Raw genomic sequence first — 24,363 nt, forward strand, 5'->3', positions numbered from 1 at the left:
AGGGGGCGCTGCTGTGCTGGCATGACGGCCCCGCTGGGGTCACGCACCCTGCCCTCGCCGCCTGATGCAGGCCGGGCGTCTCACTCACGCCGCGCCATTCAACTGATGGTTTCCCCATTCCGGCTGGCGTCCAGCCGGCTTTCAATCTTGGCAATCGCCGCCCGCAACGCCGGCAAGTAGCGCTCGGCAGCCTCGCCCACACTCATCGCCTTTTTCAGAAACACCACATTCAGACAGCCCAGAATCCCGCCCTGATGCCGGATCGGCAGGGCAATCGCGGCAATTTTCTGTTGCGCCTGCCATTCCCCCTCATTGGTGGCATAGCCCTGACGACGCACCTTGTCGAGCATTTGCGTCACCAGCGCCGGCTGGCGGGCAAAACTGGCCTGTTCGTCGTGGCCGGCGGCCAGCAGTTGCAGGATTTGCAGGCGTTCTTCTTCACTGCACCAGGCCAGATAGGCGCGCCCGGCTGAGGTAAACAGCAGCGGCATGCGCTGGCGAATCATCGCCCGGTGAAACGACAGCGGGCTGAAGCGGTGGGTGGTTTCCCGCACCAGCATGCTGTCGCCATCAATCGTGCTCAGGTCCGAGGGCCACACCAGGGTTTGCAGCAATTCGCCCAGCACCGGATTGGCCACTTCAGAAATCCATTCATCGTCGGTAAAGCCATCGCTGAGCTGGCGCACTTTCAGATTGAGCCGGTAGCTGTCATCCGACGCGCTGCGGCGCACATAGCCTTCACTTTGCAGGGTTTCCAGCAGGCGGCGCACGGTGGTGCGGTGCAGGCCGGTGCTGGCGCTCAGGTCGGCGATGCTGGCCCAGCCATTGGCTGAGCGGTTGATGGCGTGCAGCAGGGCCAGGCCCCGGCTCAGGCTTTGCACATGCGGGTACGGGGTATGGCGGGAAGATGGCATACGCGCTCCAGAAGCAACAAAAATAGTCTTGTAAAACAGTATTGTGCACAGTGTGCCTATCCGGCAAATAAATTATGGCGACGACGGCGCGCTGCCTAGAATCGCCCTACCCACAACAACAAGATGGGTATGGTGCCAGGTGGCGGCTGCATGCCCCTGCGCCACGGTGGATGGCACAGGCCATCGCCTGACCCGAATGCACCCCCTGGAAGGGGCTGACCTGACGCTGGCGCCGGCGTGGGGTGGCCCATCGGATCGAGGAGTTTTTTTCATGAGCATCACCCTGAAATGCCTGTCGCACACGCCGTTGCGCGGCCTCAATGACCCCGGCGCCGAGGTAGTGGCCGAAGTGGACGCGGTGCTGGCCCAGGCCAGGGCCGAGGTGGAGGCGTTTGATCCCGAACTGATCGTGATCTTTGCCCCAGACCACTACAACGGCCTGTTTTACGACCTGATGCCGCCGTTTGTGATTGCCACCGCCGCCGACTCGGTGGGCGATTACCAAACCCCACTGGGGTCGCTGTCGGTTCCCCAGGATCTGGCGCTGGATCTGGCCAAACATATCCTGAACAGCGACATCGACATTGCCCTGTCGCACCGCCTGCAGGTGGACCACGGTTGCACCCAGACGCTGGAAGAGCTGACCGGCAGCCTGACCCGCTACCCGGTGATTCCGATCATCATCAATTCAGTGGCACCGCCGTTTGGCCCCTACCGCCGGGTACGCAAGCTGGGGGAAGCGGTGGGGACGTTTCTGGCCACGCTGAACAAGCGCGTGCTGATTCTGGGCACCGGCGGGCTGTCGCATGAGCCGCCCGTGCCGCTGCTGGCCGGTGCGCCAGATGAAATTGCCGAATTCCTGATTGCCGGGCGCAATCCGACGCCAGAATTCCGCGCCGCCCGCCAGGCACGCACCCTGGCCACCGGCATGGTGTTTGGCACGCCGGAATGTCCGCTGACTCCGCTGAATGTGGACTGGGATCTGGCTTTCATCCAGCAGATGTGCCAGGGCCGGCTGGCCGAGGTGGACGACTTTGATATTGAGGCCATTTCCCGTGCAGCGGGGCGTTCCACCCACGAAATCCGCACTTGGGTGGCGGCATTTGCCGCGCTGGCGGCCACTGGCCCCTACCAGGCGCGCCAGGATTACTACCGCCCGATCAACGAATGGATTGCCGGCTACGGCGTGGTGAGCGCTCAGGCGCAATAAGCGCTGGCCTACCCGTCATCAGCGGGCAGGCGAGATGCGCCGCCCGCCATGAATCACACTATTCAGGAGTTTTACCGATGAGCCAGATTGATACCGCCGTGTCGCAGCCGAGCGAAGAACAGATTGTCCAGCGCGCCCGCGAGCTGATTCCGCTGCTGCGCGAACGCGCCGAAGCCTGCGAGCAGGCACGCATGGTGCCAAAGGAAACCATTCAGGCGTTTCAGGACGCCGGGTTTTTCAAGATTTTGCAGCCCAAGCGCTGGGGCGGCTATCAGATGCACCCGAATGTGCTGAACCGGGTGCTGATGGAGCTGGCGCGCGGCTGTCCGTCCAGCGCCTGGAATGTGATGGTGCTGGGCGTGCATCCGTTTGAAGTGGGTCTGCTCGATCCGCGTTGCGGCGACGAGCTGTGGGGCAGTGACAACACCACACTGGTGTCGTCGTCCTACGCGCCGTTTGGCACAGTGAGCAAGACCGAAGGCGGCTATGTACTCAACGGCGAATGGCTGACTTCCAGCGGCTGCGACCACGCGGCTGGCGGTGCCTTTGTTGGCGGTCGGGTGGCGGAAAACGGCGAAACCGTATTCCGTTCGTTCTGGATTCAGCGCAAGGACTTCGACATTGTTGACGACTGGCATGTGGTGGGTCTGGCCGGCACCGGCAGCAAGAAGCTGATCATCAAGGATGTATTCATCCCGGATTACCGCAGCCATGTGATTGGCGCGTATGACCAGCAGTCGCACGGCCAGGTGGAAAACCTGTACAAGATGCCGTTTTTCTATGTGTTCTATGCGGCAGTATCGTCGGTGATCATCGGCATGGCAGGCGGCATGGTGGATTTGTACGTCGACCATATGGTACCGCGTCAGAACATCAACCAGGCGGTGGGGGCGGCGGTCAACGATCCGTTCATCAAGAGCCGGCTGGGTGAGGCCTACGCCAAGATTCTGGGTGCCACCACCCGTGTGCTGCACAACACCGACGAAGCCTGGGGCTATGCCTCGCGTGGCGAACTGGTGCCGCTGGATATCCGCATCCGCCACTTTGCCAGCAACCAGTTTACCGGCGGTGAGTGCTTTGACGCGGCGCACATGATCTTCAAGAAAACCTCCACCCGTGGCATCTGGATGAGCAGCCCGATGCAGCGGCAGATGCGCGACATTCTGGTTGGGGCCAACCATATCACCCAGAACCAGGACAATATCGGCGACCTGCTGGGTGGCCATCTGCTGGGCAACCCGCTGCCGGCGGCCAACCCGTTTGGCGCCAAGCCTGGCCAGGTTTGAGAGGACGCACACGATGAATCCGCAAATCAACCAAGTGCTGGACTGGACCCCGAACGCCACCCTGGCGGCCATGCCCACGGTCAGCGCCGAAGACCATCGCTACGGCATGCGCCACTTTGCCGTGGGCGTGTCGATCATTACCGCACGCGACGGCGAACAGCGCGCCGGGCTGACTGCCACGGCGGTGTGCTCGGTGACCGCTGACCCGCCCCGGCTGGTGGTGTTCGTCAATAAAAACGTGGTGGCCAACCAGGTGATCCTGAACAGCGGCGCGCTGTGCGTGAATGTACTGGCCGGCGAGCAGGAAGACGTGGCCAAGGCATTTGCCGGCATGGTGGAAGGCGTGCATGGCGACGCCCGCTTTGACTACGGCCAGTGGCGCGAACTGAGCACCGGCGCGCCCACGCTGGACGACACCCTGGCCAATTTTGATTGCCGGGTGATCAAGGTGTTTGACGAAAGCACCCACCACGCCTTTTTGTGCGAAGTGCTCGCCACCCGCGAGCGCAACGACGGCGAGGCGCTGATTTACCTGAACGGTGGTTTCCGCCGGATTGCCCAATAAAAAACGCTTGCCCCCGAGCCCCTGGCCGGCGTGTGGAATCTTCCATGCCCCGCACCGGGGGCGCGGTGCTGGCCAGTGATGCCAAAACCCGGCGCGCCGCCTGGCGTGACCGATACAGAGGAGACAAAAAATGAAACCGACCCTGACCCCGCGCATTGTCCTGCCCGTCGTGGCGCTGATGGCCGCCACCCCGGCGCTGGCCGATATCACTGTCGGCGTGATTGCCTCGCTGACCGGCCCCGCCGCTGCCCTGGGCGCGGAAACCAAAAAGGCCGTGGCGCTGTTTCCCACCAGCGTGGGCGGCGAAAAGGTCAATTTTATTGTGCTGGACGATGCCACCGACCCGACCAGCGCGGTGAAAAACGTGCGCAAGCTGATTTCCGAAGACAAGGTGGACGCCATTCTTGGCCCCAACCTGATCAGCACCGCCACCGCCATGGCCGACGTGGCCAATGCCGAAAAAACCCCGATGGTGTCCGTCGCGCCGCTGGAAGTCAGCGGCGACAAGCGCGGCTTTGTGTTCCGCAGCGAGCCGTCGGCTGACCTGATGGTCAACCGCGTGGTGGCCGACATGGTGGCCGGCGGGGCAAAGACCGTTGGCTTTATCGGCTTTTCCGATTCATGGGGCGAACTGCTGCTGAAAGCGCTGACCAAGGCCAGCGAAGGCAAGCTGACCATTGTCGCCAGCGAACGCTACGGTCGGGCTGACCCCAGCGTGCAGGCGCAGGTGCTCAAGGTGATGGCGGCCAAGCCGGATGTGGTGTTTGTCGGCGCGTCGGGTACCCCGGCGGCCATGCCGCAAATCACCCTGCGTGAGCGCGGCTACAAGGGCAAGGTGTATCAGTCGCACGGCGTGACCAGCAAGGAATTCCTGCGCGTGGGCGGCAAGGCGATTGAAGGTGCGCTGATTCCGGTTGGCCCGGTGCTGGTGGCCGAACAACTGCCAGATAGCCACCCGACCAAAAAAGCCAGCGTGGCATTTGTGAAAGAACTGGAAACCAAGCACGGGCCGGATTCGCGCTCCACCTTTGCCGGCGCGTCGTGGGATGCCTGGCTGCTGTTGCAAAATGCCATTGTCAGCGCCCAGAAAGCCAAGGTGAAGTCTGGCACGCCGGAGTTTCGCGCTGCCCTGCGCAACGGGCTGGAGAAAAATGGCCGGCTGGTGGGCGTCAATGGCGTGTACACCATGAGCGCCGCTGACCACGCCGGCTACGACGCCAGCGCCATTGTGCTGATCAAGGTGGAAAACAACCGCTGGAAGCTGGTGAAGTGATGTCTGATACCACCTTGTTGAATGCCGCCGCCGCCGCCGCCCTGCTGCACCATGCCGCCACCAGCGGCCAGCCCATTGCCCCACTGCGCGATCGCCTGGCCACCCCGGATGCAGACAGCGCCTACGCCATCCAGAACCACAACACCGAACGCGCACTGGCCGCAGGCCGGCGTCTGGTCGGTCGCAAGATCGGCCTCACCTCGCTGGCCGTCCAGGCCCAGCTCGGCGTTGATCAACCCGACTTCGGCATGCTGTTTGCCGACATGGCCGTCGGCGATGGCGAAGCCATTGCCACAGGCCGGCTGATCCAGCCCAAGGTCGAAGCCGAAATCGCCCTGGTGCTGGGGCGAGATCTCACCCACGAGCGTCACACCTACGCCGACCTGATCCGCGCCACTGACTACGCGCTGCCCGCCATTGAGGTGGTGGACAGCCGTATTGCCCACTGGAACATCCGCTTTGTCGATACCGTGGCCGACAACGCCTCCAGCGGCCTGTTTGTGCTCGGCAGCCAGCCGCGCCGGCTGGGAGAATTCGACCTGGCCGCCTGCGCCATGGAAATGCGACAGGGCGACGAGGTGGTGTCGCGCGGCAACGGTCGCGCCTGCCTGGGCAACCCGCTGAACGCCGCCGTCTGGCTGGCCGACGTGATGGTGCGCTATGGCCGTCCGCTGCAGGCCGGCGACATGGTGCTGACCGGGGCCTTGGGCCCCATGGTGAATGCCGGGCCAGGCCAGACCTTTGTCGCCGAGATTGCCGGTCTGGGTTCAGTCACTGCCGTGTTCGCTTGAGTCGCCTCCCCCCACGAGAGAATTGCAATGAGCCAAAAAATCAAATGCGCGCTGATCGGCCCCGGCAACATCGGCACCGACCTGCTCTACAAACTCCGCCGCAGCCCCGTCCTTGACCCGGTCTGGATGGTCGGCATCGACCCGGAATCCGAAGGCCTCAAACGCGCCGCCGAACTGGGGTTGAAGACCACCGCTGACGGCGTCGATGGTCTGCTCCCCCATGTGCTGGCCGATGGCGTACAAATCGCCTTTGACGCCACCTCGGCTTATGTCCACGCCGAGAACACCCGCAAGCTCAATGCACTGGGGGTGTTGATGATTGATCTGACCCCAGCCGCCATTGGCCCGTACTGTGTCCCGCCAGTGAATCTGGCCCAGCATGTTGGCCGCGGTGAGATGAATGTGAATATGGTCACCTGCGGTGGCCAGGCCACCATCCCGATGGTCGCCGCCATCAGCCGGGTCCAGCCCGTGGCGTATGGCGAGATTGTCGCCACCGTCTCCAGCAAGAGCGCCGGGCCGGGCACACGCAAGAACATCGACGAGTTCACCCGCACCACTGCTGGCGCAGTGGAGAAAGTTGGCGGCGCCAAGAAGGGCAAGGCGATCATCATCATCAACCCGGCAGAACCGCCGCTGATCATGCGCGATACCGTGCATTGCCTGACCGAAACCACACCCGACCAGGCCGCCATCACCGCATCCATCCACGCCATGATCCACGAGGTGCAGAAGTATGTGCCCGGCTATCGTCTGGTCAATGGCCCGGTATTTGACGGCAATCGGGTATCGGTGTTTCTGGAAGTACAAGGCCTGGGCGACTTCCTGCCCACCTACGCCGGCAACCTGGACATCATGACCGCCGCCGGTGCGCGCACCGCCGAAATGTTTGCCGAACAGATCCTCGCCGGTCGGCTGACACTGACCCCGACCGACACCGTGGGCATCGCCCGCACCGCCGGTTGCGGCGCGCACTGAGTCCCCCTGGAGAATTTGTGATGACCTTGAACGGCAAAAAGATCACCGTCCACGACATGACCCTGCGTGACGGCATGCACCCCAAGCGCCATTTGATGACGCTGGAACAAATGGTCAGCATCGCCACCGGCCTGGACCAAGCCGGTGTACCACTGATTGAAGTCACCCATGGCGATGGCCTGGGCGGCTCCTCAGTGAATTACGGCTTCCCGGCGCATACCGACGAAGAATACCTCGGTGCGGTGATCCCGAAGATGACCCAGGCCAAAGTCTCCGCCCTGCTATTGCCCGGCATCGGCACCGTCGATCACCTGAAAATGGCACGTGACCTGGGCGTACACACCATCCGCGTCGCCACCCACTGCACCGAAGCGGATGTGTCGGAACAGCACATCACCCTGGCGCGCAAACTGGACATGGACACCGTTGGCTTTTTGATGATGAGCCATATGAACAGCCCGGAGGGCTTGGTCAAACAAGCCAGGCTGATGGAAAGCTATGGGGCCAACTGTATCTACATCACCGACTCCGCCGGCCATCTGTTGCCCGATGGCGTCAAAGCCCGCCTCGGCGCAGTACGTGACGCCCTCAAACCAGACACCGAACTCGGCTTCCACGGCCATCACAACCTGGCCATGGGCGTGGCCAACAGCATTGCCGCCATTGAAGTCGGCGCCACACGGATTGACGCCGCTGCCGCTGGCTTGGGAGCTGGAGCCGGCAACACCCCCATGGAAGTGCTGATTGCCGTGTGCAGCCTGATGGGCATCGACACCGGGGTGGATGTGGCCAAGATCACCGACGTGGCCGAGGACCTGGTAGTGCCGATGATGGACTTCCCGATCCGCATTGACCGCGATGCGCTGACCCTGGGCTATGCCGGGGTGTATGGGTCGTTCCTGCTGTTTGCCAAACGGGCCAGCCAGAAGTATGGGGTACCGGCGCGGGAGATCCTGGTGGAGCTGGGCCGGCGCGGGATGGTGGGCGGGCAGGAGGATATGATTGAGGATACGGCGATGACGATGGCGCGGGCGCGCGGTTTGTTTGCCTGATCTCAACCTTGTGCCGGTTTTCCCGGTTTACGCCGCGCCTCTGGCCGGCGGCTGGAACCGTGTTCCCGTTTTATCGCTCGACCGCCGCTGCGGCGTCAGGCGGCTGACCTCTGTGCGGCGCGTGCGCCGGCCAGGGGACAGCCGCATTGGCGTTGGTGCGGCTGCTGGACACAGGAGTCCTTGAATGGATGCCCAGATTTTTGCCCTGCTCGGGCAGGACGGTATCACCAATGGTGCCATCTACGCCCTGCTGGCGTTGGCGCTGGTGCTGGTGTTTGCCGTCACCCGGATTATTTTCATTCCCCAGGGCGAGTTTCTTGCCTGGGGCGCGTTGACCATGGCCGCGCTGGAAGCCGGCCAGTACCCTGGCACGGTGTGGCTGCTGCTGGCGGCGGGCGGGCTGACCCTGCTGGCCGACCTGGCCAGCGCACGCGGCCAGTCTCGCCGGCTGCTGCATTCGGCGCTGTGGAACCTGGCCTATCCGCTGGCACTGGCCGGGACGTTGGCCCAGCTGCCGCTGGCCGACCTGCCTGCACTGGTCAAGGTGGCGCTGACCCTGGCGATTGTGGTGCCGATGGGGCCGATGTTGTATCGGCTGGTGTTCCAGCCGGTGGCGGAAGCGCCGGTGCTGATCCTGCTGATCATTTCTGTGGCGCTGCATCTGGTGATGGTGGGCCTGGGCCTGCTGATCTTTGGCCCGGAAGGCTCGCGCACCACGCCGTTCAGCGATGCCCAGATTGAACTGGGCAGCCTGATGATTGGCGGACACACCCTGGTGGTGGTGGGCGCTTCGCTGGCGCTGATTATTGGTTTGTACCTGTTTTTTGACCGCACCCTGGCCGGCAAGGCGCTGCGCGCCACGGCGATCAACCGCAACGGCGCACGGCTGATGGGGATTTCCCCGGCACTGGCCGGGCGGCAAACCTTTCTGGTGGCGGCGCTGATTGGCGCGCTGTCGGGTCTGCTGGTGGCACCGATTACCACCATCTATTACGACAGCGGTTTCCTGATTGGCCTGAAAGGGTTTGTTGCCGCCATCATTGGCGGGCTGGCCAGTTATCCGCTGGCGGCGGCGGGCGCGCTGGTGGTGGGCCTGCTGGAGTCGTTTTCGTCGTTCTGGGCCAGTGCCTTCAAGGATGTACTGGTGTTCACCCTGATTATTCCGGTGCTGATCTGGCTGTCGTGGTCCACCCACCATGTCGAGGAAGAAACCCTGCTGCCAAGCAGCACCCCGGCGCGCTCCGGCTGGATTGACCCGCGCTGGGTGCTGGGCGCTTTTCTGCTGTGCCTGCTGCTGGCACCGCTGCTGCTGCCGGAGTTTTACGTCACCCTGCTCAATTATGTTGGCCTGTCGGCACTGGTGGCGCTGGGCCTGGTGCTGCTCACCGGGGTGGGCGGGCTGACCAGTTTTGGTCAGGCGGCGTTTGTCGGCCTGGGCGCGTATACCACCGCCTGGCTGACCACCGCCAGCGAACTGCCGGCCTGGCTGGCGTTTGCCGGCGGGTCGCCGTGGCTGGCGCTGCTGCTCGGGCTGGCGCTGACAGCCACCGTGGCGATGGTGCTGGGTTCGCTCAGCCTGAAACTGTCGGGCCACTATTTGCCGCTGGGCACCATGGCCTGGGGCATTTCGCTGTACTTCCTGTTTGGCAATATGGAATTCCTGGGCGGCCATTCCGGCCTATCTAACCTGCCGCCGATTGCCCTGTTCGGGGTCGATCTGGTGGACAGCCGACATTACTACTATCTGGTGTGGGCGTTTGTGCTGGTGGCGCTGTTCACCACCAAAAACCTGCTGGATTCCCGCGAGGGCCGGGCAATTCGCGCACTCAAGGGCGGCATGGTGATGGCCGAGGCGATGGGGGTGAACACCTCGCGGGCGCGGATGGTGATTTTTGTGCTGGCCGCGCTGCACGCCTGCGCCGCCGGCTGGCTGTATGCCCACCTGCAACGCTTTGTGAATCCCACTCCGTTTGGCCTGCATATCGGCATCGAATACCTGTTCATGGCTGTGGTGGGCGGGGCGGGGCAGGTGTGGGGCGCGCTGGTGGGGGCCGGGGTGATCACTGTGCTCAAGCAGTGGCTGCAGGACATTCTGCCCAAGCTGTTTGGCTCGGCGGGCCATTTTGAGGTGATTGTGTTTGGCCTGATGATGATTGTGGTGCTGCACCGCGCCCGCGATGGCCTGTGGCCGCTGCTGGCGCGGCTGTTGCCGGTGCGCCAGACGCCCAAAGTCATCGATACCCACGCCGCACCGCTGGCGAAAAAACCGCAGCCGCCGCACGGCGAGGTGATTCTGGAGGCCCGCGCGGTGACCCGCAAGTTTGGCGGTCTGGTGGCCAACAACAATATGAGTTTGAGCGTGCAGGCGGGCGAAATCCTGGCGCTGATCGGCCCCAATGGTGCCGGTAAAAGCACCATGTTCAACCAGCTGTCTGGCGTGGATACCCCCACCTCGGGCGAGGTGCTGTTCCGGGGCCAGCCGGTGACCGGACGCCAGTCGCGCGATATCGCCGCGCTGGGCATGAGCCGCACTTTTCAGCATGTGAAGCTGCTGCCCACGATGAGCGTGCTGGAAAACGTGGCCATTGGCGCGCATCGGCGCGGCCAGCAGGGGGTGCTGTCGGCAGCCTGGCGGCTGGACCGGCGAGAAGAAGCCCGCCTGCTGCGCGAAGCGGCCATTCAGGTGGAGCGTGTTGGCCTGGGTGAATTCATGCACGCCGAAGCCGGCAGCCTGGCGCTGGGCCAGCAGCGGATTCTGGAAATTGCCCGCGCACTGTGTGCCGACCCGTGCCTGCTGCTGCTGGACGAACCCGCTGCCGGTCTGCGGCTGAAAGAAAAACAGGCGCTGGCCGAATTGCTCAAGCGCCTGCGCGCCGAAGGCATGGCGGTGCTGATTGTGGAGCACGACATGGACTTTGTGATGAACCTGGTTGACCGGGTGGTGGTGATGGAGTTTGGCGAAAAAATTGCCGAAGGCCTGCCAGAAGCGGTGCAGCAAGACCCCGCCGTGCTCGAAGCCTATCTGGGAGGGGTGTGACATGGCCAATGTTCTGCAAGTCAGCCAGTTGTCGGTGGCCTACGGCAAGGTGGAGGCGGTCAGCCAGGTGAGCCTGAACGTGGGCGAGGGGCAAATTGTCACCGTGATCGGCCCCAACGGTGCCGGCAAGACCACCACGTTGTCGGCCATCATGGGCCTGTTGCCCTCGCGCGGCCAGGTGAGCTTTGATGGCCAGGTGGAAGGCGTGCCGGAAGTGGAGCGCATGGTGGTGCGCGGCATGAATCTGGTGCCGGAAAAACGCGAGCTGTTTGGCAGCATGACCATTGAGGACAACCTGCTGCTGGGCGCGTTTCAGCGCCACCGCCATGGCCACCGCGACCACGCCGACACCATGGAAGAAGTGTACAGCCTGTTTCCCCGGCTGAAAGAACGCCGCCTCCAGCAGGCTGGCACCATGTCGGGCGGCGAGCGGCAGATGCTGGCAGTGGGCCGTGCGCTGATGGCCAAGCCCAAGCTGCTGATGCTGGACGAACCCAGCCTGGGCCTGGCCCCGCTGATTGTGCGCGAAATCTTTCGCATCATCGCCGAGCTGCGCCGGCGTGGGGTGTCGATCCTGCTGGTGGAGCAAAACGCCCGCGCCGCGCTGCAAGTGGCCGACATATGCCTATGTGCTGGAAAACGGCAGCGTGAAAATGGAAGGCGACGCCACCGCGCTGCGCAACGACCCCCGGGTGATCGAAAGCTATCTGGGCCTGGCCAGCAAGCATCAGGACATGCTGGCCAGCTAGGGAAACACTGAAAAAAACTGCCATCCCGCCCATTCCCTGCCAAGGAGCGTTACACCATGCATGCCCTTCAAGTGCTTGCCGACGAACACCAGTCTCTGGCCGCCATCCTGCATGCCCTGCATTTCATGCTCAAGGAAATTGCCGCTGGCCGGCTGCAGCCCGACATGGCCCTGCTGCGTGCCATGGTCCACTACCTGGACGCTTACCCAACCGAATGCCACCACCCGCGCGAAGAGCGCCTGCTGTTTGCCCGGCTGCGCGCACGCACCCAGGCTGGCGACGCCCTGCTGGCCGAGCTGGCCGCCCGCCATGGCGAAACCAGCGTGCGCGCCCAGGCCCTGCGTGCTGCGCTGGACGCCTATTGCGCCCAGCCGCACGAGGTTGGCCCGCTCAGCGTTGCCTTTGACGCCTACGCCACCTTTTACCGCAGCCTGATGCTGCAGGAAGAGCAACAGCTGCTGCCCTTGCTGCGCCAGCATCTGCTGGCCGACGACTGGGCAGCGATGGACGTGGCACTGGCTGAAGCGCCGGCGGAATTCACCGCGCTGTTTTCCCGCCTGGTGGCTGCTGCACCGCCGCCGGTGGGGCTGGGCATTGGCCCCTACCCTGATGACTTTCCCCCTGTCCGACCAAGGAATGCCCCGATGAGCGAATCTGTCCTGACCGAAGCCGCCACCAGCCGTTTTGTCCGCATCCGCGAAGGTGAGCTGGACCTGCAACTGCACTACAACGATGCCGGCAGCGGCAGCGAAACCGTGGTGATGCTGCACGGCTCCGGCCCCGGTGCCAGTGGCTGGGCCAACTTCAACCGCAATGTCGAACCGCTGGTGGCCGCTGGCTACCGGGTGATTCTGATGGATTGCCCCGGCTGGAGCAAAAGCGACCCGATTATCTGCACTGGCTCGCGCTCGGAACTCAATGCCCGCGCGCTCAAGGGCCTGCTCGACGCCATTGGTCTGGCGCGGGTGCATATCATCGGCAATTCCATGGGCGGCCACAGCGCAGTGGCGTTTGCCCTGGCTTACCCCGAGCGGGTGGGCAAGCTGGTGTTGATGGGCGGCGGCACTGGCGGCCCCAGCCAGAGCGTGCCGATGCCCACAGAAGGCATCAAGCTGCTGCAGGCGCTGTACCGCGAACCCAGTATTGAAAACCTGAAAAAAATGATGGCGGTCTTCGTGTTTGACAGCAGCAGCCTGACCGAAGCGTTATTCCAGGCCCGGCTGGACAATATGCTCGCCCGCCGCGATCACCTGGAAAACTTTGTCAAAAGCCTGGCCGCCAATCCCAAACAATTTACCGACTACGGCCCACGCCTGGGCGAAATTGCCGCGCCCACGCTGATTATCTGGGGGCGTGACGACCGCTTTGTGCCGATGGACATTGGCCTGCGCCTGCTGTGGGGCCTGCCTAACGCCCAATTGCACATCTTCAACCGCTGCGGCCACTGGGCACAGTGGGAACACGCCGATGCCTTTAACCGCATGGTGGCGGATTTCCTGATGCACTAAGCGCTGTTAACCCCCTGGCGTTGTGGCGTGGCCTTGGCCGTACTCCCCGTACTGTCTGCGGCCACATGCCTGGCCAGGATGGCAACGCCGCTCTGGCCACCGCTGTGTTGTCACGGCGGGGCGGGCTGCGTGCGGCCATCGCGTGCCACCAATCCGCACTTTGGCTGTTCTGCTGCGGGCGCGTCAGCGTGATCCCCTGATGGCGCCCGCGCATGCATCGTTTTTTTCTCTGAACGGGCAGGAAATAACTATTGGAAAAATCGGCCCATTCTTTTCATCCTGATGGACTGGCTGCGACTGCGGTCAGCCCGCGCCGGGGCTCCTTGGCCCCCCGGCGCAGCGGAATGTGCCCGTCACTGACGGGCCAGGCAAGGCACCGCCAGTGCAACTGGCGTGCATAACGAGACTCACCACTGGAGGAAACACCATGAAACACGCACACACCCTGCTGGCCGCTACCCTGGCCGGCCTGAGCGCCACCGCTCTGGCCGATGTCACCCTGTATGGTGCCATCGACGAAACCCTGGAAAGCGTCAGCGCCCGAGGCGCTGCCAACAGCAGCAAGAACATTGGCCAGACCACCCGCATCAACTCCAATAGCTCGCTGATTGGCTTTAAGGGCAGCGAAGACCTCGGCAATGGCCTGAAAGCCATCTGGCAAGTGGAAAGCGGCATCGCCATTGACACCGGCGGTGGCAACTTTGCCACCCGCGACAGCTTTGTCGGCCTGACCAGCCCGAGCGCCGGCACCCTGCAGTTGGGCCTGCTCACCTCATCGGCGCGCGCCATGGGCGGCATTTTCGACATCAACAAGGCCTCCACCGGCATTGGCATGTCTGCTGCCCTGCTGGGCAAGCTGGGCAACTTTGCCATTACCGACCCGGCGCTGAAAACCCAGGCCACCGGCACCATTGGCCTGTTTGACAGCCGCCTGCGCAACTCGGTGCAGTATGTCACCCCCAGCTTTGCCGGCTTCTCCGCCAGCGCGCTGTACGGCAGCGGCGAAAACGGCAGCGGCCCGCGTGCCTACAACGCCAATATCGGCGTGAAATACGAAGACAGCGCGCTCTACGCTGGCTTGTCTTATACCCGCTCCACCACCGGTGCCGACGACAGCAGCGCCACCTCGGTCAGCGCCTTTCGCAAACTGTCCGACCTGCGCGCTGCTGCCATCTACCGCTTTTCGGCCAATACCCGGATTGGCCTGATTTACGACCGCACCGAAGGCGACCTGACCCAGGCCGCCAGCCTGGTATATGGCACCCGTGAGCTGAAGCAGTCGGTCTGGTATGTGAACGGTGCGCTGGGCGTGGGCAACCATGGCCGGGTGATTGCCCAGTATGGCCAGTCGGGCAAGCTTAGCGGCGGCAATAGCAGCCTGGCCGACAGCGGCAAGGCGCAGCACTACGCGCTGGGCTACGAGTACGACCTGTCCAAACGCACCCTGCTCAAGGCCATGTACAGCGAAATCCGCAACAACAGCGCCGCCAACTATGACTTTGGTATCGGCGCGGTGGGCAATGTGGCGGCTGGTGCCGATCCGAAGGGCTTTGCCGTTGGCCTGCGCCACACCTTCTGATTTTCTTCCTGTTTGCTAGCACGCTTCAGCACCCCAGCTTGGACCTCCTCTGCCCCAGATGGAGGTCTTTTTTTCTGGTGCTGACAAACGAGCCCAGCCCGTCAATGACCCCGACAACCCAAAAATGGAGCGTGTGGCATGACGCTTTTTCCTGTTGAAACCCCTTTCCCGCGCGGCAAGGTGGTGGTGTGTCAGTACGATCTTGACTTCAACCTGACCTACGTCAACCCGGCCTTTGCCGAGATGGCCGGTTACGCGCGTGAGGAACTGCTCGGGCTGGCGGTGGGGCGGATTGTTCACCCCGATGTGCCGCCCGAATTGATTGCCGATATCCGCCAGACCACCGCCCAGGGCCGGCCCTGGCGTGGCATGGCCAAAACCCTGCGTCGCGATGGCGGCTATGTGTGGTCAGACTCGCTGATTATTCCGGTACTGCGCCAGGGGAAAATCACCGGCTATATGGCCATTCGCAGCGAAGCCAGCCCGCAGCGGATTGCCGCCGAAGAACAGCGCTACCGCGACATCCGCAGCGGTGCCTGCCGTTATCGGTCGGCCATGCGCCAGCGCTGGAGCGGAGTCACGGCATTTCATCTGCTGGCCGCGCTGGGGGTGTCGGCCAGTGTGCTGGCGGCGGATGTGCTGGCGCTGGTGCTGGCCCCGCAGGCGGTGGCACCTTACCAGCCGCTGTGCCTGGCGCTGGCGGCGCTGGCCTGGGGAGCCACCGTGGGGTCGGCCCGCTGGCTGGGGCAGCGCACCCTGCGCGGCCTGCACGACATTGTGCAGTGCTTCCGGCGCATGGCCGAAGGCGACCTGAGCCGGGAGATTCCGGTGGGCGGTGAGGATGAAGTGGGCCATGTGCAGGAGTCATTGGGGGTGATGCAAGGGCATTTGCAGGTGTTGCTGGATGAAATCCGTACGGCGGCGATGCTGACCGAGCAGGAAAACGGCCAACTGCGCCAGCGGATTGCGCAACTGAGCCAGTCGGCAGCCAGCCAGCAGGCCGGCATGCTGACCGTCCACGCCGCCACCGCCGACAATGCCGAAGTGGTGGCTGGCGTGGCCAGCGCCGCCCACACCGCCGCCGAGGCGGCGGAAGGTTCGTTAAGCCTGATCCAGCAGGGTTGCCAGCAGCTGGATACTGCCGCCGCTGCCGCCCGCCAGGCCGCCCTGGCGGTGGACGACGGCACCCAGGCGCTGGAGCAGCTGACGCAGTCGATTGGCGAGGTGGACAGCATGGCCCAGCTGATTCGCGACATTGCCGACCAGACCAATCTGCTGGCACTCAACGCCGCGATTGAAGCCGCCCGCGCCGGCGAGCAGGGGCGGGGCTTTGCCGTGGTGGCCGACGAGGTACGCCGGCTGGCGGAAAGCACCACCGGCAGCACCCAGGGCATTGGCCAGCGCCTGCAGGAGATTCGCCAGGTGACCCAGCGCACCCGCCAGGCGATGCAGGCCGCCGCCCGCCACGCCCATCTGGCCCACACCACGGTGCAGCCGGGGCGCGACATCATGCAGGCGATTGCCGGGCGCAGCCAGCAGGTGGCCGACCAGGCCCAGCATATTGCCCAGGCCTGCCAGGCGCAGGTGCAATCAGCGGCGGCAGTCACCGGGGAGGTAACCGGCCTGAGCCAGCAGGCGGCAGGCAATCAGGCGTGTTTGCACGCGGTGGAGCACGGCGTAGCGGCGGTGCAGGCACAGGTAACCGGGCTGGCGGAGCGGGTGGGCCGTTTTCGCGTGGTGGTGTTGCGGTAAGGTGTACCGAAGGGGGCGCGGTGGCGCGCCCCTGGTGCAACAGCTTGCGCTTTAGCTTAGTTTTTGCGAGCAAACTTGCACAAGATCAAGTTATGCTCAAATAGCTATTGAACTAACCTATTGATCTTTAAAAATGATGTCCACCCAAACTTCCCACCGCCTGAAACCCATCCTGTTCAGTTTTATTGGCATCATGGCCCTGCTGCAGGTCATCGTCGCCGTGATCGCCACCTTCAGCCTGCAACGCGTGCTGGATAACGACGAAAAAGAACACACCATCATCCACACGCTGAAACATAATATGGTTGACGCCCGCTTCCATATTGTTCAGGTGCAGCAGTTTCTCACCGACGCCAGCGCCACGGGCGAACGTGATCCCTTGCAGGAGGCTGCCGCACACTACCAGGCCTTGCAGGGCAATCTGCAAGCCATTGCCAGGTTTGACGCCAGCCTGAGCGGTGAAATCAGCCAGATTACCCGCCTGACCGAGCAGTTTCACCAGGTGGGGCTGCGCATGGCCGAAGCGTATATCACTCAGGGCCGCGACGCCGGCAATGTGCTGATGAAAGCGCCGCAAGAGGGTTTTGACGACCGCGCCAGCGCGCTGACCCAACAGATAGAGGCGATGGCCGCCAAGGTAGACGCCATGGTGCGCGCCTCGGAACAAACCACCCAAGATACGGTGAACACCCTGCGTCTGGTGGTGGTGGGCCTGAGTTCAGCACTGGCGGTGCTGATAGTGCTGGGCGGGGGCTGGCTGTACCGCAAGGTGTTTGGCATGCTGGGCGGCGAGCCAGGGTTGGCGGTTAGCCTGGCCCAGCATATTGCCCAGGGCGACCTGACCCGGCGCATTGCGCTGGATACGCTGCCGGATGACAGCCTGCTGGCGGCGCTGGGCGACATGCGCACCCATCTGCACGGGGTGACCCACACCATCCATGGCTTGTCCCGGCAACTGGACGGCGATGCTCACGCGCTGGCCGCCACTTCCAGCCAGATGGAAGCCGGCGCCCACGAACAGAGCGACGCCACCCGTGCCATGGCTGCCGCCATGGAGCAGATTCAGCACAGCATTGCCCAACTGAGCCAGCAAAGCGGCGAAGTGGGCCACGAAGCCAGCGAAGCCAGCCAGATGGTAGATGCCTGCGCCGAGTTGATTCACCAAAGCGAAGACGGCGTGCGCGATATTGCCAGCCAGTTTCAGCAGGCTGCCGGGGCGATTGGCGCGCTGCACCAGCAAACCGACGCCATTGCCAGCATTACCCAAACCATTCATGACATTGCCGACCAGACCAATCTGCTGGCGCTGAACGCGGCAATTGAGGCGGCCCGCGCCGGCGAAACCGGACGTGGCTTTGCTGTGGTGGCCGACGAAGTGCGCAAGCTGGCTGAACGCACCGGCAGCGCCACCCTGGAAATTTCCGGGCAGATTGCCACGCTCAGCACGCATATGCGCCATGTGGTGACGGTGATGGAACAGGGCGTGGACGCCAGCCAGCAAGGCGTGGCGCATACCCGGCAAGTCAGCCAGGCCATGGGCGGCATCCGCGCCAATACCGAACGCATCAACGAGCATATTCACGGCGTGGCACTGGCACTGAGCGAACAGCAACAAGCCATGGGCGAGCTTGGTCAGCGGCTGGAAGTGGTGGTCGGCATGAGCGACACCCATCACCACACCATCGAAACCACCGCCCACGCCGCCAGCCAGCTGACCGCCAACGCGCATGCGCTGGCCGAGGCGGTGGCGCATTTCAAAACCTGAGGGGGGGCGGGTGTCTGGCTGGGCAATTGCACAAATTACGATGCCTTGAGCTCGCTCACCCGCCACGCTACACTTGGGCGATGGTACACCTCCACGACAGCGGTTATAAATACCTGTTTTCCCACGCCGAACTGGTGCAGGAACTGCTGGAAGCTTTTGCCCCGCCGGGCGTCTCAGCGCTGCTCGACTACACCACCCTGCGCCTGGAAAACGGCAACTACGTCACCCCGGCGATGAAGCCGCGCGCGGATGATCTTGTCTGGTCGGTCGAACTGCACGGGCAGCGCATTTACCTCTATCTGCTGCTGGAATTCCAATCCACCCCGGACGACACCATGCCGGCTCGCATGCTGCAATATGTGGCCGCACTTTACGACCACCTGCTGCGCAGCAAGGCAGTCAATACCACCGAAGGGCTGCCGCCGGTGCTGCCCATCGTGCTGTATAACGGCGACGCCCGCTGGCGGCAAAGCAGCGAACTCTACGATCTGATTCGCGTCCATCCGCAGGTGCTCAAGGCTTTTCAGCCCCGGCTGAAATTCTGGCTGCTGGACGAAGGGGCATTCCCCGCTGCCGAGCTGGAAGACATGCAGCGCGTGGTAGCAGCTATCTTTCGCTTTGAGCACACGCCAGATAGCGCAGCGGCCAAGCAAGCCATCCGTTGTCTTGCCCAAGCGATTGCCCAATCGCCATTCAAGCAGCGCATCGACCGGGTGGTGACGCGCTGGATAAAACACCGGCTGCAGAGCAAAATGCCCGGACTGGCCGTGCCCGATGCCGAAGAATTGACGAAAGGGATGGAAATGCTGGAAACCAATATTGACCGCTGGGAAGCGCAGGCGATTGCCAGGGGGATGGAGCAGGGCATGCTTCAGGGGGTGCAGCAGGGCATTCAGCAGGGAATGCAACAGGGTATTCAGAAAGGCATGCAGCAAGGCATTCAGCAGGGTGAAGCCTTGTTGCTGCAACGCCAGCTGACCCGCCGTTTTGGCGCGCTGTCGGCCACACAGCTGGCCAGCATTGCCGCCGCCACGCCGGCTCAGTTGGAAACCTGGGGCGACCGGGTGCTGGATGCCAAGTCACTGGACGAAGTATTTGGTGAAACACGGCACTGACCGTGGATTCCCGTGGTGATTGAGGGCGGAATGAACTACCCCGCACAGCGGGAAGCGATACACCTGCGGTGGTGAACCGCTCAGGCCGTGGCGGCTGACGAGCCGTTAGGATGATGGCGTGGGTACGATTGCCCTGTTCTTCTGGCAATTTCAGGTAGAGTAACGCCTTCGCCGATTCCGCCTGCCCCGTCCATGACCGTCTCTCCCGTTCCCGATGCTTCTCCAACGCTGTTTTCTCGGCAGATGCTGATTTGCGTGTTTACCGGCTTTGCCTCCGGCCTGCCGCTGTATGTGCTGATCAACCTGCTGCCGGCCTGGTTGCGCAGCGAAGGGGTGGACTTGAAGGCCATTGGCCTGTTTGCCCTGATTCAGCTGCCCTACACCTGGAAATTTGTCTGGTCACCGCTGATGGACCGTTTTGTGCCGCCCTTTCTGGGCCGGCGGCGTGGCTGGATGCTGATGAGCCAGCTGGCGCTGGTGCTGGGCATGGCCGGTTTCGGGCTGTTTGTGCCGCAGCAGGATATCTGGAATATTGCCGCGCTGGCGGTGGGGGTGGCGTTTTTCTCCGCTAGTCAGGATATTGTGCTGGATGCCTACCGGCGCGAGCTGCTGCGCGATGCCGAGCTGGGGCTGGGCAATACCGTGCATATCAACGCCTACCGGCTGGCGAGTTTAGTGCCCGGCTCGCTGTCGCTGATTCTGGCCGACCGCCTGCCATGGCCATGGGTATTTGCCATCACCGCGCTGTTCATGCTGCCGGGCGTGGCGCTCACGCTGGCGGTGAGCGAGCCAGCCTTGCGCGCGGCGGTGCCAAAAACCCTGCGCGATGCCGTGGTGCTGCCGTTCAAGGAGTTCATCAGTCGCCAGGGCTGGCGTGGTGCCGCCTGGGTGCTGGGCTTTATCTTTTTGTACAAGCTGGGCGACAGCATGGCCACTGCGCTGGCCACGCCGTTTTATCTGGATACCGGCTTTAGCAAAACCGAAATTGGCCTGGTGGCCAAGCACGCCGGGCTATGGCCAGCGGTGATTGGCGGCCTGCTGGGGGGGGCGTGGATGCTCAAGCTGGGCATCAACCGCGCGCTGTGGGTATTTGGCGTGGTGCAGTGCGTGTCGATTCTGGGCTTTGTGCTGCTCGACCAGATGGGCCCGGACCTGCGCGTGCTGGCGCTGGCCATCGGTTTCGAGGCGCTGGGGGTGGGGCTGGGTACGGCGGCGTTTATTGCCTTTATTGCCCGCAGCACCCATCCCGCTTACACCGCCACCCAGTTTGCCCTGTTCACCAGCCTGGCCGCCGTGCCGCGCACGGTGGCCAATGCCGCCACTGGTTATCTGGTGGAATCACTGGGCTGGACGCCGTTCTTTCTGCTGTGTACGCTGCTGGCACTTCCGGGCATGCTGTTACTCTATAAAGTGGCCCCTTGGGGAGACGATCCGCCCGCCGAGGCCGCCAGCCACCCGTCCTGATTCTGGGTCAATGCGTCAGTCTCCCTGCCCATACCAAGCGCGCCGGCCCATGTCGCCAGCGCCGATGCGGAGACTGCACCACCATGTTCAACCGACTCAGCGTAGGCAACAAACTCAATACCCTGTTACTGGCGGCACTGGCCGGCGTGCTCCTCATCAGTGCGCTGGCCTTGTATTCCAAATACCAGCGCATGCTCGACGACCGCCGCACCTCGCTGCAAAACATGGTGCAGGTGGCGGTGGGGGTGCTGGAGTTCTACGAGCGCCAGGTCAAGGCCGGCAGCCTGCCGCTGGCCAGCGCGCAAGAGCAGGCCAAGCACGCGGTGGGCAATCTGCGCTACGCCAACAAAGAATACTACTACCTGTTTGACATGCATCCGCGCATGCTCTGGCATCCGATCAAACCCGAACTCAACGGCCAGGACCTGACCCGCTCACTGGACCCGGACGGCAAGCCGCTGTTTGTCGCCATGCGCGATGTGGTGGCCAGCCAGGGCGGCGGTTTTGTCGAGTATTTATGGCCGCAGCCGGGCAAAACCGAGCCAGTGGCCAAGCTGGCGTATGTGCAGGGTTTTGCGCCATGGGGCTGGATGGTGGGCACCGGCTTGTATCTGGACGACCTGAATGCCCAGTTTGAACGCGACGCACTGTGGTTCTTTGGCCAGATCGTGCTGCTCAGCGCGGTGCTGGGCGGGCTGGTGCTGCTGATCAAGCGCGCGCTGACCCGGCCCGTGCATGCGCTGGTAAAAACCATGCGCCAGGTGGATGAGCAGCGCGACCTGACCTGTCGCACCGAGCTGGGGGCCGAAGACGAGCTGGACACGGTGGGCCGGGCGTTCAACCACCTGCTTGGCAGCATCCAGCATACTTTTTCTGAAGTGTGGGGCGGCAGTGAACGGCTGGCCAGCCGCGCCAGCTCGCTGTCGGGCCACGCCCGCCAGCTGGCCGGCGTGTCGGCCCAGCAAAATCAGGCGGTGGCGTCGTCGGCTGCCGCGCTGGAAGAAATCAGCGCCAGCATCGAAGAAGTCAGTGGCATGGCCGAGCGGCTGGGCCATCAGGCCGAACAGACCCACGCGCAAACCGGCCACGGCGAAGCCGCCGTGGCGGTGCTGACCACCACCCTGCACCAGGCAGAACACAGCCTGCGCGACGACGTGGGCGGCAGCGCCCGGCAGATGGCCGACAGCATGGACGACATCACCCGGATGACTTGCCAGGTGCGCGACATTGCCGAGCAGACCAATCTGCTGGCGCTCAACGCCGCCATCGAGGCCGCCCGCGCCGGTCAGGCCGGGCGCGGCTTTGCCGTGGTGGCCGACGAAGTACGCAAACTGGCAGAAAAATCCGCCGCTTCTGCCGGGCAGATCGACCAACTCACCGAACGGCTGCAACACAGCAGCGCCGCCATGCACCAGGCCATCCAGCGCAACGAACAGGTGATGGAAACCGGCGTGCGCCAGGCGGCACAAGTCAGTCAGGTGCTGGTCAGCGCCAGCCAGGCCGCCCAGGAAACCCGTCAGCGCATCGGCGACATCAACGCGGCGCTGGTGGCACAAAACCACGCCGTCCAGCAAATCGCCAGCGATATGCAGCACATTGCCGGGCAGAGCGACACCCAGCATGCGGTGGTGCACGACAGCGCTGGTGCGGCGCATGAACTGGAAGCGCTGGCGGTGGAACTGCGCGGCGCGGTGGCGCGATTCAAGACTTGACACAGGAAGCGCCCCAACGGTACGGCAGATGGGCGCGGGCGCAACCGCCCGTGCCACAAGACATGGCGGGCCACATCGCTCAAAACACCGGAATGCACACCGACTTGCTCTCGGTGTAGGCGTCAATCGCGGCGCTGCCGTGCTCGCGGCCATAACCGGAGTGCTTGAAACCGCCAAACGGCAGGCTCGGGTCCACCGGGATATGGCTGTTCACCCACACCGTGCCGGCCTTGATGCGCCGCACGGCGGACAGCGCGGCGTTCAGGTCGCGCGTCCACACGCTGGCGGCCAGGCCGTAGCGGGTGTCGTTGGCGCAGGCGATGGCGTGGTCCAGATCGCGCACCGGGGTGGCGGTGATCACCGGGCCAAAGATTTCCTCGCGCATGGCGGCGTTGTCGTCGGCGGCGTTGACCAGCAGGGTCGGCTCAAAGTAATAGCCCGGTCGGGTGGGCGCCTGGCCGCCGGTGACCACTTCCACGCCTTGTTCGCGCGCGCGGCTTACCAGTTCCGCCACCCGGTTGCGGTGGCGAGCGGTGACCAGCGGCTGCAAGGTGGCGCTAGGGTCCAGCCCTGAGCCCAGGGTCAGCGCCTGCATGGCGTTTTGTAATTCGCCCACCACCCGGTCGAACGCCGATTGCTGGATGTACAGCCGCGAGGCGGCGGCGCACACCTGGCCCTGATTGAAAAAGCAGCCAGCCATCAGGCCGGGCAGGATGGCCGGCACGTCCAGATCATCCATGATGATCATCGGATTCTTGCCGCCCAGCTCCAGGGTGAAGCGGGTCATATTGTCGATGGCCTGGTGGCCGATCTGCTTGCCCACCGGGGTGGAGCCGGTAAAGGTGAGCTTGTCGATGCCCGGATGGCAGGTCAGCGCCGCGCCGGTACTGTGGCCATGGCCGGTGACCACATTGACCACGCCCGGCGGAATGCCGGCCTCGGCGGTCAGCTCAGCCAGGCGCAGGACGGTCAGCGGGGTGTCTTCCGAGGGCTTGAGCACGATGGTGCAGCCGCAGGCCAGCGCCGGTGCCAGCTTCCACAGGGCGATCATCAGCGGAAAATTCCACGGCACAATGGCACCGACCACGCCCACCGGCTCGCGCAGGGTCATGCCCAGATTGCGCGCACCAGCTGGCACCGGGATGGACAAATCCAGCGTCGAGCCTTCGATCTTGGTGGCCCAGCCGGCCATGTAGCGCACGTATTCCACCGACGCGCCCACTTCGATGGCGCGGGCGATGTGAATGGACTTGCCCTGGTTCAGCGTTTCCAGCTGGGCCAGCGCTTCGCCGTGGGTTTCCAGCAGTTCGGACAGGCGCACCAGGCATTTTTCCCGGTCGGCCGGGCGCATGGCACGCCACGGGCCGTCAAACGCTGCGCGGGCGGCGCACACCGCGCGGTCCACGTCGTCGGCGCTGGCGTCGCTGACAAAGCTGATGATGTCGCCCGTGGCCGGGTTGCGTACCGGCGTGTCGGCTGGGGCGCTGGCCGGCTGCCAGCCGCCGTCAATCCACAGGCCGTGGCGGCGTTGCAAAAAGGCGCTGACTTCAGGCAGCAGCGCGATCAGATGGGGAGAGGTCATGGGGAGTCTTTCTGTCATCAACACAAGATGG

17 protein-coding genes and 1 pseudogene are annotated in these 24,363 nt (G+C 63.8%); 16 read left to right on the plus strand and 2 right to left on the minus strand.

What is annotated here, in order from left to right; all coding sequences use genetic code 11:
- Positions 1–98 precede the first annotated feature (98 nt).
- Complete coding sequence (locus tag BXU06_RS16925) at positions 99–914, minus strand: DNA-binding transcriptional regulator (RefSeq protein ID WP_077302404.1); 816 nt, start codon at positions 912–914, stop codon at positions 99–101.
- A gap of 271 nt (positions 915–1,185) precedes the next feature.
- On the opposite strand from BXU06_RS16925, the gene BXU06_RS16930 reads away from it, so the two are divergent.
- From BXU06_RS16930 to BXU06_RS17005, 16 genes and pseudogenes are all read left to right on the plus strand, one after another.
- Positions 1,186–2,124 (plus strand): 3-carboxyethylcatechol 2,3-dioxygenase, encoded by a 939-nt coding sequence (locus BXU06_RS16930; protein ID WP_077302407.1) that lies wholly within the window; start codon positions 1,186–1,188, stop codon positions 2,122–2,124.
- A 77-nt stretch (positions 2,125–2,201) separates the two neighbouring features.
- Positions 2,202–3,410 carry an acyl-CoA dehydrogenase family protein gene (locus BXU06_RS16935; RefSeq protein WP_077302410.1) on the plus strand — a complete coding sequence of 403 codons (1,209 nt, stop codon included), beginning with the start codon at positions 2,202–2,204 and terminating at the stop codon, positions 3,408–3,410.
- Positions 3,411–3,423: 13 nt separating this feature from the next.
- Positions 3,424–3,975, plus strand: a complete 552-nt coding sequence (locus BXU06_RS16940; RefSeq protein WP_077302413.1) for a flavin reductase family protein — start codon at positions 3,424–3,426, stop codon at positions 3,973–3,975.
- Between the two features lie 130 nt (positions 3,976–4,105).
- Positions 4,106–5,248 carry an ABC transporter substrate-binding protein gene (locus BXU06_RS16945; RefSeq protein ID WP_077302416.1) on the plus strand — a complete coding sequence of 381 codons (1,143 nt, stop codon included), beginning with the start codon at positions 4,106–4,108 and terminating at the stop codon, positions 5,246–5,248.
- Positions 5,248–6,039: a 2-keto-4-pentenoate hydratase gene (mhpD, locus tag BXU06_RS16950; protein ID WP_077302418.1), complete on the plus strand. Its 792-nt coding sequence runs from the start codon at positions 5,248–5,250 to the stop codon at positions 6,037–6,039. The genes BXU06_RS16945 and mhpD overlap by 1 nt, the downstream gene beginning before the upstream one ends.
- 27 nt (positions 6,040–6,066) lie before the next feature.
- Positions 6,067–7,017 carry an acetaldehyde dehydrogenase (acetylating) gene (locus tag BXU06_RS16955; RefSeq protein WP_077301984.1) on the plus strand — a complete coding sequence of 317 codons (951 nt, stop codon included), beginning with the start codon at positions 6,067–6,069 and terminating at the stop codon, positions 7,015–7,017.
- Between the two features lie 20 nt (positions 7,018–7,037).
- On the plus strand, positions 7,038–8,069 hold the full coding sequence (gene dmpG / locus BXU06_RS16960) for a 4-hydroxy-2-oxovalerate aldolase (protein WP_077302420.1): 1,032 nt from the start codon (positions 7,038–7,040) through the stop codon (positions 8,067–8,069).
- Positions 8,070–8,253: 184 nt separating this feature from the next.
- Positions 8,254–11,106: a branched-chain amino acid ABC transporter permease/ATP-binding protein gene (locus BXU06_RS16965; protein ID WP_077302434.1), complete on the plus strand. Its 2,853-nt coding sequence runs from the start codon at positions 8,254–8,256 to the stop codon at positions 11,104–11,106.
- A 1-nt stretch (position 11,107) separates the two neighbouring features.
- Positions 11,108–11,855, plus strand: a pseudogene (locus BXU06_RS16970) (ABC transporter ATP-binding protein).
- 56 nt (positions 11,856–11,911) lie between these two features.
- Positions 11,912–13,363: an alpha/beta fold hydrolase gene (locus tag BXU06_RS18535; RefSeq protein WP_077302436.1), complete on the plus strand. Its 1,452-nt coding sequence runs from the start codon at positions 11,912–11,914 to the stop codon at positions 13,361–13,363.
- 427 nt (positions 13,364–13,790) lie between these two features.
- Entirely contained in the window at positions 13,791–14,942 is a 1,152-nt protein-coding gene (locus BXU06_RS16980) for a porin (protein WP_077302438.1), read from the plus strand.
- A gap of 138 nt (positions 14,943–15,080) precedes the next feature.
- The gene (locus BXU06_RS16985; protein ID WP_077302440.1) at positions 15,081–16,694 is read left to right on the plus strand and encodes a methyl-accepting chemotaxis protein; all 1,614 of its coding nucleotides are present in this window, start codon (positions 15,081–15,083) and stop codon (positions 16,692–16,694) included.
- 133 nt (positions 16,695–16,827) lie between these two features.
- Entirely contained in the window at positions 16,828–18,459 is a 1,632-nt protein-coding gene (locus BXU06_RS16990) for a methyl-accepting chemotaxis protein (RefSeq protein ID WP_077302442.1), read from the plus strand.
- A gap of 80 nt (positions 18,460–18,539) precedes the next feature.
- Positions 18,540–19,574: an Rpn family recombination-promoting nuclease/putative transposase gene (locus BXU06_RS16995; protein ID WP_077302444.1), complete on the plus strand. Its 1,035-nt coding sequence runs from the start codon at positions 18,540–18,542 to the stop codon at positions 19,572–19,574.
- Between the two features lie 192 nt (positions 19,575–19,766).
- Positions 19,767–21,038 carry an AmpG family muropeptide MFS transporter gene (locus tag BXU06_RS17000; protein ID WP_077302446.1) on the plus strand — a complete coding sequence of 424 codons (1,272 nt, stop codon included), beginning with the start codon at positions 19,767–19,769 and terminating at the stop codon, positions 21,036–21,038.
- Between the two features lie 83 nt (positions 21,039–21,121).
- On the plus strand, positions 21,122–22,750 hold the full coding sequence (locus BXU06_RS17005; RefSeq protein WP_077302448.1) for a methyl-accepting chemotaxis protein: 1,629 nt from the start codon (positions 21,122–21,124) through the stop codon (positions 22,748–22,750).
- Between the two features lie 79 nt (positions 22,751–22,829).
- Here the strand turns inward: BXU06_RS17005 and BXU06_RS17010 are convergent, their stop codons facing one another.
- Entirely contained in the window at positions 22,830–24,332 is a 1,503-nt protein-coding gene (locus BXU06_RS17010) for an aldehyde dehydrogenase (RefSeq protein WP_077302450.1), read from the minus strand.
- Between the last annotated feature and the right edge of the window lie 31 nt (positions 24,333–24,363).

The organism is Aquaspirillum sp. LM1, from assembly GCF_002002905.1.
GTDB lineage: Bacteria > Pseudomonadota > Gammaproteobacteria > Burkholderiales > Aquaspirillaceae > Rivihabitans.

Bases quoted from the DNA above. Each gene is read 5' to 3' on its own strand.
- BXU06_RS16925 (WP_077302404.1), bottom strand. From the start codon at position 914: ATGCCATCTTCCCGCCATACCCCGTACCCGCATGTGCAAAGCCTGAGC.
- BXU06_RS16930 (WP_077302407.1), top strand. From the start codon at position 1,186: ATGAGCATCACCCTGAAATGCCTGTCGCACACGCCGTTGCGCGGCCTC.
- BXU06_RS16935 (WP_077302410.1), top strand. From the start codon at position 2,202: ATGAGCCAGATTGATACCGCCGTGTCGCAGCCGAGCGAAGAACAGATT.
- BXU06_RS16940 (WP_077302413.1), top strand. From the start codon at position 3,424: ATGAATCCGCAAATCAACCAAGTGCTGGACTGGACCCCGAACGCCACC.
- BXU06_RS16945 (WP_077302416.1), top strand. From the start codon at position 4,106: ATGAAACCGACCCTGACCCCGCGCATTGTCCTGCCCGTCGTGGCGCTG.
- mhpD (WP_077302418.1), top strand. From the start codon at position 5,248: ATGTCTGATACCACCTTGTTGAATGCCGCCGCCGCCGCCGCCCTGCTG.
- BXU06_RS16955 (WP_077301984.1), top strand. From the start codon at position 6,067: ATGAGCCAAAAAATCAAATGCGCGCTGATCGGCCCCGGCAACATCGGC.
- dmpG (WP_077302420.1), top strand. From the start codon at position 7,038: ATGACCTTGAACGGCAAAAAGATCACCGTCCACGACATGACCCTGCGT.
- BXU06_RS16965 (WP_077302434.1), top strand. From the start codon at position 8,254: ATGGATGCCCAGATTTTTGCCCTGCTCGGGCAGGACGGTATCACCAAT.
- BXU06_RS18535 (WP_077302436.1), top strand. From the start codon at position 11,912: ATGCATGCCCTTCAAGTGCTTGCCGACGAACACCAGTCTCTGGCCGCC.
- BXU06_RS16980 (WP_077302438.1), top strand. From the start codon at position 13,791: ATGAAACACGCACACACCCTGCTGGCCGCTACCCTGGCCGGCCTGAGC.
- BXU06_RS16985 (WP_077302440.1), top strand. From the start codon at position 15,081: ATGACGCTTTTTCCTGTTGAAACCCCTTTCCCGCGCGGCAAGGTGGTG.
- BXU06_RS16990 (WP_077302442.1), top strand. From the start codon at position 16,828: ATGATGTCCACCCAAACTTCCCACCGCCTGAAACCCATCCTGTTCAGT.
- BXU06_RS16995 (WP_077302444.1), top strand. From the start codon at position 18,540: ATGGTACACCTCCACGACAGCGGTTATAAATACCTGTTTTCCCACGCC.
- BXU06_RS17000 (WP_077302446.1), top strand. From the start codon at position 19,767: ATGACCGTCTCTCCCGTTCCCGATGCTTCTCCAACGCTGTTTTCTCGG.
- BXU06_RS17005 (WP_077302448.1), top strand. From the start codon at position 21,122: ATGTTCAACCGACTCAGCGTAGGCAACAAACTCAATACCCTGTTACTG.
- BXU06_RS17010 (WP_077302450.1), bottom strand. From the start codon at position 24,332: ATGACCTCTCCCCATCTGATCGCGCTGCTGCCTGAAGTCAGCGCCTTT.